Source organism: Shewanella sp. LC6, assembly GCF_006385735.2.
Classification (GTDB): Bacteria; Pseudomonadota; Gammaproteobacteria; order Enterobacterales; family Shewanellaceae; genus Shewanella; species Shewanella xiamenensis.
In genome coordinates this window covers 1,706,800-1,719,842 of record NZ_CP043902.1, presented here as the reverse complement: position 1 = coordinate 1,719,842, position 13,043 = coordinate 1,706,800, and the positions used below count along the sequence as shown (strand labels likewise).

The 13,043-nt window shown below is 45.5% G+C and carries 8 protein-coding genes and 7 tRNA genes; 13 read left to right on the top strand and 2 right to left on the bottom strand.

Annotated elements, in window-relative coordinates; all coding sequences use genetic code 11:
* Window positions 1–3 precede the first annotated feature (3 nt).
* Complete coding sequence (gene gltX / locus FJD32_RS07835) at window positions 4–1,413, bottom strand: glutamate--tRNA ligase (RefSeq protein WP_037431714.1); 1,410 nt, start codon at window positions 1,411–1,413, stop codon at window positions 4–6.
* 514 nt (window positions 1,414–1,927) lie between these two features.
* Between gltX and FJD32_RS07830 the strand changes: the two genes are divergently transcribed.
* The 13 genes from FJD32_RS07830 (at window position 1,928) to FJD32_RS07770 (ending at window position 9,837) form a co-directional block, all read left to right on the top strand.
* Window positions 1,928–2,003 (top strand) — tRNA-Val (locus tag FJD32_RS07830).
* A gap of 48 nt (window positions 2,004–2,051) precedes the next feature.
* Window positions 2,052–2,127 (top strand) — tRNA-Val (locus FJD32_RS07825).
* A gap of 27 nt (window positions 2,128–2,154) precedes the next feature.
* A tRNA-Val gene (locus FJD32_RS07820) sits at window positions 2,155–2,230 on the top strand.
* A 40-nt stretch (window positions 2,231–2,270) separates the two neighbouring features.
* Window positions 2,271–2,346: transfer RNA gene (locus FJD32_RS07815), tRNA-Val, on the top strand.
* Window positions 2,347–2,371: 25 nt separating this feature from the next.
* A tRNA-Val gene (locus FJD32_RS07810) sits at window positions 2,372–2,447 on the top strand.
* A gap of 25 nt (window positions 2,448–2,472) precedes the next feature.
* A tRNA-Val gene (locus FJD32_RS07805) sits at window positions 2,473–2,548 on the top strand.
* A gap of 25 nt (window positions 2,549–2,573) precedes the next feature.
* A tRNA-Val gene (locus tag FJD32_RS07800) sits at window positions 2,574–2,646 on the top strand.
* A gap of 153 nt (window positions 2,647–2,799) precedes the next feature.
* Window positions 2,800–3,030: a hypothetical protein gene (locus FJD32_RS07795; RefSeq protein ID WP_055647659.1), complete on the top strand. Its 231-nt coding sequence runs from the start codon at window positions 2,800–2,802 to the stop codon at window positions 3,028–3,030.
* 393 nt (window positions 3,031–3,423) lie between these two features.
* Window positions 3,424–4,443 carry a TRAP transporter substrate-binding protein gene (locus FJD32_RS07790; RefSeq protein WP_055647658.1) on the top strand — a complete coding sequence of 340 codons (1,020 nt, stop codon included), beginning with the start codon at window positions 3,424–3,426 and terminating at the stop codon, window positions 4,441–4,443.
* A 65-nt stretch (window positions 4,444–4,508) separates the two neighbouring features.
* On the top strand, window positions 4,509–5,153 hold the full coding sequence (locus FJD32_RS07785) for a TRAP transporter small permease (RefSeq protein ID WP_055647657.1): 645 nt from the start codon (window positions 4,509–4,511) through the stop codon (window positions 5,151–5,153).
* Window positions 5,153–6,550 carry a TRAP transporter large permease subunit gene (locus FJD32_RS07780; protein WP_037428311.1) on the top strand — a complete coding sequence of 466 codons (1,398 nt, stop codon included), beginning with the start codon at window positions 5,153–5,155 and terminating at the stop codon, window positions 6,548–6,550. The genes FJD32_RS07785 and FJD32_RS07780 overlap by 1 nt, the downstream gene beginning before the upstream one ends.
* A gap of 99 nt (window positions 6,551–6,649) precedes the next feature.
* On the top strand, window positions 6,650–8,461 hold the full coding sequence (locus FJD32_RS07775) for an ATP-binding protein (protein WP_099458394.1): 1,812 nt from the start codon (window positions 6,650–6,652) through the stop codon (window positions 8,459–8,461).
* Window positions 8,458–9,837, top strand: a complete 1,380-nt coding sequence (locus FJD32_RS07770; RefSeq protein ID WP_011716480.1) for a sigma-54 dependent transcriptional regulator — start codon at window positions 8,458–8,460, stop codon at window positions 9,835–9,837. Before FJD32_RS07775 ends, FJD32_RS07770 begins: the two co-directional genes overlap by 4 nt.
* A 125-nt stretch (window positions 9,838–9,962) precedes the next feature.
* Here FJD32_RS07770 and FJD32_RS07765 read toward each other — a convergent pair whose 3' ends face one another.
* Window positions 9,963–13,034, bottom strand: coding sequence for a transglycosylase domain-containing protein (locus FJD32_RS07765; protein ID WP_140906746.1), 3,072 nt, complete (start codon window positions 13,032–13,034; stop codon window positions 9,963–9,965).
* Window positions 13,035–13,043 lie beyond the last annotated feature (9 nt).

The window sequence follows — 13,043 nt, the reverse complement described above, 5'->3', positions numbered from 1 at the left end:
TTTTTAGGAATTTATTCTATCTGCTACAAATTCAATCGCTTTGGATATTCTTTGTTCAGAGCGTGCCTTTCCTATTAAGAATAAGGTGATATCTAAGCCTGGAGACTGCCCTGCTCCGGTCACAGCGACACGTAATGGCATCCCCACTTTACCCATACCTACTTCTAATTCAGCAGCGGTGGCTTCAATCGCTTGGTGGATACCTTCAACGGTCCACTCCGGTAATGCCGCTAGCTTTTGTTGCACTAATTGTAATGGCTCAAGTGCCACACCACGTAAATGCTTTTTCGCCTGCTCGGCATCGAACTCAGCAAAATCTTCATAGAAGTAACGGCTAGATGCAGCTAACTCTTTTAACGTTTTGGCACGTTCAGCTAATGCTGTCACTACAGCTGATAAAGCTGGACCATTTGAGGTATCAATCTTTTGATCGTCCATATGCCACTGTAAGTGGGAAGCCACATATTCAGGATCAAGCGTCTTAATATAGTGTTGGTTTAACCAAACCAGTTTTTCGGTATTAAAGGCTGAAGGGGCTTTGTTAATATCATCTAACTTAAAGTACTGCTTCATTTCCTCTAAAGAGAACACTTCTTGGTCGCCATGTGACCAACCTAAACGTACTAAATAGTTAAGCAGTGCTTCAGGCAGATAACCATCATCACGATATTGCATCACGCTTACCGCACCATGGCGCTTAGACAGCTTGGCACCATCATCCCCTAAGATCATCGATACGTGGGCGTATTCAGGAATAGGTGCACCCAATGCTTTAAGGATGTTGATTTGGCGTGGCGTGTTGTTGATATGATCTTCACCACGCACTACACAGGTAATCCCCATATCCCAATCGTCTACCACTACACAGAAGTTATAAGTAGGTACACCATCGGTACGAGCAATGATCAGATCATCTAACGCGTCGTTTGAGAATTCGATACGGCCACGAACATGGTCATCAAATACGACTGAACCACCGATAGGGTTTTTAAAACGTACAACAAAAGGCTCATCAGTATCACGCGCCGGCAAGTCACGGCAGCAACCATCGTATTTTTGTGCTTCACCATTTGCCGCTTGTGCTTCTCTTAACGCATCGATACGTTCACGCGAGCAATAACATTTATAGGCTGTGCCCTGCTCTAACATTTGCGCGATGATTTCGTTATAACGATCAAAACGCTTAGTTTGATAGTACGGGCCCTCATCCCACGTTAGACCTAACCAGTTCATGCCCTCTAAAATGGCATCACAAGCGGCCTGAGTAGAACGCTCAATATCCGTATCTTCGATACGTAAAACAAACTCACCGTTATTGGCACGGGCTTGTAACCAAGAATAAAGTGCAGTACGGGCACCGCCCACGTGCAAAAAGCCTGTTGGGCTAGGGGCAAAACGCGTCTTAGTTGTCATAGTGGGACACTAACCTATATAAAGTCGTCTAGATAAAGACAATCACGATAAAAAGTGGGCTTATTCTAGCAGCCTAAGTCTGCGCTGCAAATGGAACATAACCGCTGATAATACAGATAACACAAAAGTCGATGTATTAATTCGATATAGATATCGCTAGCTGACCAATCATAATAGAAACTAAACGCGCTCACTCACCTCGACTCAGGATCATAAAGATATAACAGCACCGTTAAACTCATGCCCTATAACCGACCTAAAAATCCATCGTCTCGTCGATAAAGAAAACCTGATAAAGTTTAGTGGTTATTTGCGCGGTAACATTCACTATGGGCTGACATACAAAGCTTACTTAAATCACTCAATCTTAAATTGCCCAATAAAGTAACACTTTAAATGAGCGCATGATTAACATTAAGTCAATGCGAACAAAAATAGCGCGACCAATGCTTTTTTCATTAAAAAGCGTTGACACCCGATCGAACCTCCCTATAATACGGCTCCACACAGCAGAGGTCGCTTAGCTCAGCTGGGAGAGCACCTCCCTTACAAGGAGGGGGTCACTGGTTCGATCCCAGTAGCGACTACCATGTGTTAAATGCAAATTTAATCATGGTTTACATGTTTTTATATACCCGGGTCGCTTAGCTCAGCCGGGAGAGCACCTCCCTTACAAGGAGGGGGTCACTGGTTCGATCCCAGTAGCGACCACCATATAACCTCACTGTGTAGTCATTCCCAGGTCGCTTAGCTCAGCTGGGAGAGCACCTCCCTTACAAGGAGGGGGTCACTGGTTCGATCCCAGTAGCGACCACCATATTTGTGAATGACATAAAAATTTGTATTGAAAGAATTCCGGTCGCTTAGCTCAGCCGGGAGAGCACCTCCCTTACAAGGAGGGGGTCACTGGTTCGATCCCAGTAGCGACCACCATATTCTTCATTACTAATTTACCCCGGGTCGCTTAGCTCAGCCGGGAGAGCACCTCCCTTACAAGGAGGGGGTCACTGGTTCGATCCCAGTAGCGACCACCATATTCTGCACTACTGATTTACCCCGGGTCGCTTAGCTCAGCCGGGAGAGCACCTCCCTTACAAGGAGGGGGTCACTGGTTCGATCCCAGTAGCGACCACCATATTCTGCACTACTGATTTACCCCGGGTCGCTTAGCTCAGCCGGGAGAGCACCTCCCTTACAAGGAGGGGGTCACTGTTTCGATCCCAGTAGCGACCACAATATTTACCTCAAAAACTTTACCGCCTTAGTATCTCAACTATGCTTGTTCTAAATCAGCATGACGTTAATTGAGTCCATTACTTAGCATTTACCCTAATTTTGGCTAAAACGCGCTGATTCATTGTCTTGAGCAATTTGGAGATCAGCACTATGGCTAGCGTCAGTCAATCCGCATCCCTCACCAATATCGCCGCTTATCTTAAACATACTCATTCCTGTGACGAGCAAACAGCCTTAAGAGAAGCCCGTGAGGTCATGCAAAACCTTCTGAGTATGCGCCAAAAAGGGTTTATTACTGGCTGGTATTTCGATGAACGTGGACATTTGGAGTTACTCCCAAGTGATGAAATCTTAAAACGAATAGGCGAAGATCATGGCTGACCGTCACTGTGCTTCATCTTAACCATGTCACCGTCTCCCTACTCTACAGTCATTTTTCAAACCATTTTTGATCAAAAAGCAACTTATTTTGCTCAGTTAACCATCAAGCTAAAAACCTCAGCTCATACCCCACAAAATGCAGTTTGGGTGGATTTCCCCCCATAGGTAAAATCAACGTGAGCGAGATCTCACCCACAAAACTAAAAGTGTGACAAACATCAAATGAACTACACTTTATTAACCAAACACTTACAGAATCCATCGTAAGTTGGCGTGGTATTTGCCTTTAATAAGACAGACCTCAGGGAAATCAAGGCTGTATTCCTACTCACACTTGGTAACAAACTAACCAAGGCTGAGGACAAATCCTAACAACAGAAAAAGGAACTCAAAATGACATTGAATCAACAAACTGGATTGACCCGTCCACTCAAAACCTTAGTCAAAATGCTCGCCGTTGCCTCCGTATTCGCAACCAGCTTTAACGTATTTGCAGAACCGATTGAAATTAAGTTTTCACACGTTGTGGCAGAAAATACGCCCAAAGGCCAAATGGCACTGAAGTTTAAAGAACTCGTTGAGCAACGTTTACCGGGTGAATACAAGGTCAGTGTATTTCCTAACTCACAGTTATTTGGGGATAACAACGAGTTAGCAGCACTATTGCTAAACGATGTGCAATTTGTAGCACCTTCACTCTCAAAATTTGAACGTTACACCAAACGCTTACAAGTTTTCGACTTACCTTTCCTGTTCAATGACATGGATGCAGTAAACCGTTTCCAACAGGGTGAAGCAGGTCAAACACTACTCAACTCAATGAGCCGTAAAGGGATTGTGGGTTTAGGCTATTTACACAATGGTATGAAGCAGTTTTCTGCAAACGCACCACTCAAGCAACCTTCAGATGCTAAAGGCTTAAAATTCCGTGTAATGGCATCTGACGTATTAGCCGCACAGTTTGATGCAGTTGGCGCTATCCCCGTGAAAAAACCATTCTCTGAAGTGTTCACCCTGCTACAAACCCGCGCGATTGACGGTCAAGAAAACACTTGGTCTAACACTTACTCACAAAAATTCTATGAAGTTCAAAGCCATATTACAGAAAGTAACCATGGCGTATTGGATTACATGGTCGTGACCTCTGATGCCTTCTGGAAAAGCTTACCTGCGGACAAACGTAAAGTGATCAAAGAAGCATTAGACGAATCTATCGCTTTAGGTAACAAAATCGCTGCAGAAAAAGATAACGAAGACAAGCAATTAATTCTTGATTCAAAACGTTCTCAATTGGTGACCTTAACCCCAGCAGAACGTCAACAATGGGTTGATGTGATGAAACCAGTATGGGCTAAGTTTGAAGACCAAGTCGGTAAAGATGTGATTGAAGCCGCTGTTGCTGCAAATAAATAATAATGAAATAAGCCGCTTAATCTCATTTTGAGGTTAAGCGGTATTTAAGCGAGGGGAGTACAGCTGTGATATCGCGAATTTTTGGTTACTTTGAAGAAGGGGTGCTCAATCTCTTGATCACCTTAATGACACTCTTAGTGTTTACAGAGGTAGTGGCACGGTTTTTCTTCAATACCGGTTTCTTATGGATCCAAGAACTCACCTTAACCATGTGTGGTTGGTTTGTACTCTTTGGTATGTCCTATGGGGTGAAAGTCGGCGCTCACATCGGTGTTGATGCGTTTGTAAAAAATCTACCACCTAAAGCTAAAAAGCTCACATCTCTAGTGACAGCATTGATTTGCTTGGCTTATTGCGGACTATTTCTAAAAGGTAGCTGGCAATATCTGTCGCAGATGTACCAAATTGGCGTTCCGATGGAAGATATTCATTTCCCTAAGTTTTTGTTAAACAGCTTAGATCCTGACTTTGCTTGGAACACATTAAAAATTGATATTGAAGACGGCGCTGTGCCAATTTGGTTATCCCAAAGCATTCTATTGATTGGTTTTAGCATGTTGACTTGGCGTTTCTTAGAACTGTTTATCGCTATCCTGCGCAACCAAGTATCTGGGTTCCAATTTGCCGATGAAGCGAAAGAAAGCATGCATTTAATTGATGAAGCTGCTCAGCACGCACAACAAGAAACAGACAATAAGGAAGCGAAGTAATGGCCATTGCGACCCTCTTTACTGCCCTACTCGTCTGTATGTTTTTAGGTATGCCTATCGCAATTGCGTTAGGTTTCTCGAGCATGCTGACGATTTTATTCTTTTCCAACGATTCCCTCGCCTCTGTGGCATTAAAACTTTATGAGTCATCGTCAGAGCACTATACCCTGCTGGCGATCCCTTTCTTTATTCTGTCCTCGGCTTTCCTATCAACCGGTGGCGTGGCAAGGCGGATCATCGACTTTGCAATGGATAGTATCGGCCATATCCGTGGCGGTTTAGCCATGGCCTCTGTGATGGCCTGTATGTTATTTGCCGCGGTTTCAGGTTCTTCCCCAGCGACAGTAGCCGCAATTGGCTCAATTGTTATCGTTGGCATGGTAAAAGCAGGTTATCCCGAAAAGTTTGCTTCAGGGGTAATTACCACCTCTGGCACTTTAGGGATTTTGATCCCACCTTCAATCGTGATGCTAGTATATGCAGCGGCGACAGAAGTCTCTGCGGCTAAAATGTTCATGGCGGGTTTAATTCCAGGCTTAATGATGGGTTTCCTACTGATGATAGTGATTTATATCGTCGCCCGTTTTAAGAATCTGCCATCACGTCCCTTCCCTGGCTTTAAGCAACTGGGAATTTCAAGTGCCAAAGCCTTAGGCGGTCTGGCGCTGATCTTTATCGTGTTAGGTTCAATCTACGGCGGTGTAGCCAGCCCAACTGAAGCCTCTGCCGTGGCTTGTATGTATGCATACTTTATTGCGGTATTTGGATATCGTGATATTGGTCCATTGAAAAATGTCGCATGGCGTAACCCTAATGAAGCCATCCCAAGCGCGATCGCTCGTAACTTAGGTCATATGGTGCTGGGGCTGATAAAAACTCCAATCGACAAAGAAATTCGCCATGTGGTGCGTGATGGTGCCAAGGTCAGCATCATGCTGCTGTTTATTATTGCCAACGCCATGTTGTTTGCACACGTGCTCACCACTGAACGTATTCCCCATATTATTGCCGAGTATATTGTGGGGATGGGGCTACCCGCTTGGGGCTTCTTAATCATTGTTAACTTACTGTTGTTAGCGGCGGGTAACTTTATGGAGCCATCAGCAATCGTGTTAATTATGGCGCCAATTCTATTTCCGATTGCTACTCAACTTGGTATTGATCCTATCCACTTAGGCATCATTATGGTGGTCAACATGGAGATTGGTATGCTAACGCCGCCTGTTGGGCTTAACCTCTTTGTGACTGCGGGGATCACTGGCCGCAGCATTGGTTGGGTGATCCAATCCGTACTGCCATGGTTAGCACTGATGTTGGCCTTCCTGGCGCTGATCACCTACGTGCCACAAATCTCGCTATTCTTGCCAGAATTACTGGATAAGCTTAATGGATATTAATCTTCAGGAATAAAGATTATTCCTTGATTCTAGATAGTTTTTAAGCGAGCCTACTCAGGCTCGCTTTGTTTTATTCAGTGTGGATCAGGATCGCCTGCTATGTTGCCCATGACGCCTAAAGCCAAAAAACGTCTATTCATGACCATAGTGCTACTTGCGGGTTTGTTTGCCATCTTAAAATTAACGTACTGGGTGCATTTTTATCAGGGAAAAATAGACATCCAACAACAATCTGAGAAACAACTCAAAGAGCTAGTCAGCTTCTTAGATGGCGCCCTGTCACGCTATGAAAGCATCCCTCATGTACTCTCAACCAATCCCATGCTCGCCAATGTACTCAACGATCAACAAAATGCCAAGAAGGTGCAAGAGCTCAACCTGTATTTAGAGGAAATTCAGCATGTGACAGAGGCGTCTGATATTTATCTTATCGATGCCCTCGGCATTGCAGTCGCAGCCAGCAACTGGCAACAGCCCTTTTCATTTAACGGCAAAGACTACTCCTTCAGACCCTATTACACCGATGCGATTTCGGGCAATTTAGGCCGCTACTATGCGGTGGGCACTAGCTCGGATAAACGCGGTTTTTACTTTTCTTATCCTATTTATCAGCAAGGCGGAAAAGGCATTCTGGGTGCCATTATTGTAAAAGTGGATATCGCCGATATTGAACAGCAAAGCACCAGTATTGCAATGGCTGGCCAATACCAATTTTTAATCAGCGATCCCGACGATATCGTGTTTATTTCAAGTGTGGATGAATGGCGCTTAACCTCACTCACACCACTGACTCAGGCCAAACAATATGCCTTAAATGCCTCAAAGCGTTACGCCGAACGCCCGATAGGTGAACTATTAATAAAACCGCAATATCAAGAAAATAGCCTCAGCAGCGGCCATATCTACCAAATCCGCCAAGGCAATAATCAAGCGCAATATATGGATACCCACCATTTGATGACTAAAGCGGGTTGGCGAGTACATATTCTTGCACCATTAAAACCGCTACATGACTCTTTACCCGCACTGATGCTGCTATCGGCATCTATCTACTTGCTGCTTGCCTTAGGTTTACTCTTTAGCAGCGAGCGGCGCCGTAACTTGCAGCGTATGCAATTAGCACAAAGTTTGTTAGAGCAACGGGTCGAGGAGCGTACCCAAGATCTGCAGCAGGCAAATGATCGTCTAAAAGATACCCAAGATGAACTGATCCAAGCCGCTAAGCTGACCGTGATTGGAAGTTTATCCGCCAGTATCAATCATGAGCTTAATCAGCCCTTAGCGGCCCTTCGCAGCTACGCGCAAAATACTCAAACTTTCCTTGCCCGCAATATGCAAGATAAGGCACTGGATAACCTGAAAATTATTATTGAGCTGACCGACCGCTTAGCCGATATTGTTGGGCAATTTAAAAGCTTTACCCGTAAGAGCAAAGGTGCGGATAGTGCCACCGATCTTAAGGGCTGTATAAAACAAGCTCTGACCATAGTGCAGCCCGAAATCGACAAACAAGGGGTTGAACTCGATGTATTGCTACCTGAAGGCCAATATCAGGTTTGGGGCGACAAAGTGCGCCTGCAGCAAGTGTTTGTCAATATTATGAGCAATGCGGTAGTCGCTATGCAGCAATCTCCAAAACGTACACTGAGTATTAGGGTAAACTGCCAAGACAAGTTCTGTATCAGTATTCAAGATTCTGGCCCTGGAGTACGCGAAAGCCAAATGGAGAAAATTTTTGAGCCTTATTTTACCACTAGCGAGCGTACAGGACTTGGCCTAGGTTTATCCATTTCCCAGCGCATTATTGAGTCTATGCAGGGGCAGATTAATGTTGCCAATGCCGAGGACGGCGGCGCTATTTTCCACATTATTTTACCGATTTATTTAGCTGAGGAACGCCAGTCATCATGAGTCTTCCCAATTCAATTCAAGACTATAGCGTACTGATCATCGACGATGAGCCCCATATTGGCACAGTCCTGGTACAACTGTTTGAGCTTGAAGGCATCAAAGCCTTTGCCACCACCGATCCTAAAGGCATTGCTAAACTCCTTGATAGAGACTGGGCAGGTGTGGTGATTTCAGATGTGAATATGCCGCAACTCGATGGCATCAGCCTAATGCAGCAAATTCGCCAGCAAGATCCCGATTTACCCGTCGTACTACTCACTGGCTTTGGCGATATCGCTATGGCAGTCAATGCGTTAAAGCAAGGTGCCTACGATTTTCTCGAAAAACCCTTTAACAACGAGCATATGTTAGATGTGGTGAAACGTGCCTTGGATAAACGCAGCCTCACCCTCGAAAACCGCAAGTTAAAGAAAGAGTTAGAAAGCCATAACGTGCCAGGGCCGAGAATATTAGGCCACAGCGTCGGCATTTTGCGTATGCGCCATATTATCGACCAAGTTATCGACACCCCCGCAGATGTGCTTATCGAAGGTGAAACTGGCACGGGTAAAGAATTGGTCGCCCGCTATCTGCATGACCACAGTAGTCGCAATCAGGCCAACTTTGTCGCTATTAACTGCGGCGCAATTCCTGAAAATTTAATTGAGAGCGAACTCTTTGGTGCCGAAGCCGGCGCGTTTACCGGCGTCGATAAGCTACGGATAGGTAAGTTTGAGTACGCTAATGGCGGCACACTCTTTTTAGATGAAATCGAAAGTACACCGCTGTCGTTACAAGTCAAACTGCTGCGGGTGCTCGAAGATCGCAAGGTCGAACGCCTAGGCTCCAATAAAAGCATCCATTTGGACATTCGGGTGATTGCCGCCACTAAAGTGGATTTAAAGTCCCTATGTGATACAGGGGAATTCCGCCAAGACTTGCTCTATCGCTTGAATCTGGTGACTGTGCCAATTCCACCACTCAGGGATCGCCGCGAAGATATCCCTTTATTGTTCTTACATTTTGCTCGTATGGCATCAGCGCGCTATCACAAGGCCTTGATTGCCCTCAATGCCGAGCAAAATGCCATCCTTACTTCCCACGATTGGCCGGGTAATGTGCGCGAACTTAGAAACCTCGCAGAGCGTTATGTGTTACTCGGTGGTGAAGCCGCCTTCGCTGGCAGCTTAGGTAATGCACCGAGTCTGCATACCAGTATGTCCTTACTGCAACGGGTTGAGTTTTTTGAGCGAGTCTTGATTGAAGAGGCCTTAAGTCATAACAAGGGCAGTATTAAGCAAACCATGGAACAACTCGAACTGCCCCGCAAAACCTTGTACGACAAGATGCGTAAGTACGATTTAGACCGCAAGCAATATATCAACGCCGACGAATAAGCTTGTCGGTGCCAATAAAAACCCCGCAAACCGGTTCACGGCTGCGGGGTTTGCTTTATCTAAGGAACTTCAAACTCGCATTACAATGCTTATGTTTCAAAAACGCATATTGCAAAAGTGAGTCATTACTCATACCGCACGCACATGCCTTTTGATGATTTCACATAAGGCGCCAGAATAGGCATCATCCCTTTCATCACTTGTAATGGCAGCGCCGAGGTAAAACTAAAATCATCGGACTTACTGCCCGGCACAAAGGCAGTTAAGGTGCCGAAGTAGTTATCACCTAAGTAAAACACAAAAGTCGCAGTACGGTTCATCGCCGTGGTAGCGACTTTTCGGCCCTGCTGCATCTGGGTCACAATACGGTTATCGCCCGTACCCGTTTTGCCGCCAATGGCCAGCATCTCGCCGTTATCATCGGTAAAGATACCCTTAAGACGTCGTGCAGTACCGTTTTGAACGACATTTGCCAACGCCGCCTTTAACGCCTGTGCGACTTCATGACGCATCACTCGTTCGCCTTGGGTATTTTGGTTTTCGAGCCGTACTTCATAGGGCGTACCTTCAGCAAAGTGCAATTGATTAATCCGCACCGTCGGTAAACGATAACCATCATTTTGAATAATCCCCATTAATTCCGCTAAAGCAGCAGGTCTGTCGCCCGAGCTACCAAGCGCCGAACCTAAAGAAGGCACCATAGATTCAAAGGGATAGCCTAAACGCGCCCAACGCTGATGAATATCAAGGAAAGCTTCGACCTCCAGCATTACTTGTACTCGCACATCCCTTGCGTTTTTGTGCCGAGTTCTAAACAGCCAGCGATAAACTTCCTGACGCTCATCTTTACTGGCCTCTTTCACATCGTTGAGGTTAGCTTCAGGATGTTGATTCAAATAATCGAGCACCCAGAGTTCAAGCGGATGCACCCGCGCGATATAACCTTGATCAGGGAGGTTATATTTTTCGGGGCCGTACTTGTTATATAGCTCTTTGATGCGCTTATCGGTGTAACTATTTTGTGGTAGCCGCAGCTGTAAAAAGGCCTTAAAGGCGGCGATAGACTCATTAGGCTGCAAATAACGATAAGCCGCAGTGAGTTGTTGTTCAGCTTGGGTTTGACCATCGAAAAACAGTTCTAAACGCTCATTGGGTGCCACTTTCTTATATTTACGGTAGAACTTAGTCACGAAGGTATTGCCTTCACGATCAGCAAATACCCGCAGATATTCCTCTCGGCGCGGATCCTTATCATTGCGCAGCAAACGCGCCATATTGCCTTCGTTTTGCATGCTGCTGCTGTAGTTGACTATGTCCCGCATTAAGCGCACGAAGGGCAAGTTGATCGAGTCTTGCAGTGCTTGATACATGGTCGGAACCTTAAGATCTTCCGTTTTCTTAAAGTTATTAAACACATGCAAACCACCGCCGGTGAAGAACTGCTCATTAGGCGAGGCGGAATATTCCCGTTGCAGCGCGGCGTCGAGCATGCGATCAAGGCGCCTATCGGGATTGACAATCAAATAGTCAATCGCCCAGCGCGTGAGATGATCGCGAGGTTCAATCACAATCGACTCCAACTCAATGCCGTGCTTTTTCGAATACTTATCGTGAATTTCAGCAATGATCTCAAGGTAAGTCGCGAGCACCCTTAGCTTTGCCGTCGACCCAAGCTCCAACTTACTACCTTCGTTAATATCGAAAGGTTGGTCAGTACTGTCTGTTTGTACCCGTACACGATTGGCCGTGGCGGTTTTTTCATACAGCGTAAAACTGTAGAGTACGTTTTGCAGTTGGCTAGGTTCGAGTAAACGCTCACCTAAAAGTCCGACTTTTTCAGCCGTTGAAGTTTGCCCAAGGCTGCGTAAGTAGTTACTTACTTGCTGTTGTAACTCACTGTGTAGACTACTATTCACGGTTAAATCGAGTCGGTCCAAATCATATAAGCCGACATTCAACATACCCGCTGTACGAATACGGATAGTGTTAACGCCCTTGTCTGCGCCCGATTGGGTATTACGCTGAGGTTTAGCGACTTTAAACTGTAATTTTTGTCCTAGTGCGGCATCCCTGAGTTTACGGTCAATCAGATAATATTGGCCGAGTAAACGGATATGGCTATCAACTAGATTCTCTAAATCTTCATGTCCCTGTAATAGGTAATAGGAAGGACGACGCTGAGCAATCATCAGTGCTACCACCTGGCGAAACACTTGGCCACGTTTGGCTGTATTAGCTTTAATTTGAGGGGAAGACAACAGCTGGTTTGCTGTATCGAAGTCAGTACCAAACCAAGCCCATAGGCCGTCACCTATGCCATGCACTTCACCGTGGTTAGGGGCTGAGGATAAAGGCACTGTGTTTAAGTAATCTTGGATGATACGTTTACGGGCAGGTTCAGTGATTTCTCCCTGTTGGTACACTCGCACTGTTGCTGAGGCTATTTGCAGCAATTTATCCTTGATACTTAAAGTTAATCCCTGAGAAGAATGGCGGAACTTTTCAATTTGCGTCGCCAGTGTACTGCCACCCGCTGTTGAGACATTCATCCCCACCATTTCAGCGATTTGGCTCATCCCCGCCACAATAAAACGTGGCCAATCAATCACCGGATTTAGTTTTGGCTCTGTGGTCCACAACTCGCGGTTTTCAATAAACAGCAAAGTATTGACGATTTCATTAGGGATTTTATCGTCATCCTGATACACACGTTTTGGATAAGTGAACTCGTAGAGATCGGTATTGCGACAGTCAAGCAAAGTCAAACCCGATTGTGCTTTCTCATGGTAAGGCGGGAAAAAGCCTATCTGGGCGTATTCCTGCAACGCAGGAGAAAACTCAACCTGCTGTGTCACTTGGAAATTACGTTGCAATAAGCGATCAATATATTGTGGCAACTTACTGTAGCCATGACGCTCATCGAAGGGGCCATAACTTGGATAGATAATCGACTGAGTAGGCTCGTTTTTCAGCTCATAGGTCAGAGTTTTAGCGTATTGGTGAATATACTTAGACTGGTAATAAGAGGTTTTGACCTCCTGACCAATCAAAATCGCTAAACAAAAAACCAGAATAAATAATAGAAACCAAGCACGCCCTTTAGATCTAGGCTTACGCTCACGCTTTGCCTTAGGCTCGGGTTGTGGCGGACGAGGACGATAGTTTTCAAATTGCATTTCTTGCGTAGAATTAGGCAAAACGGCTCC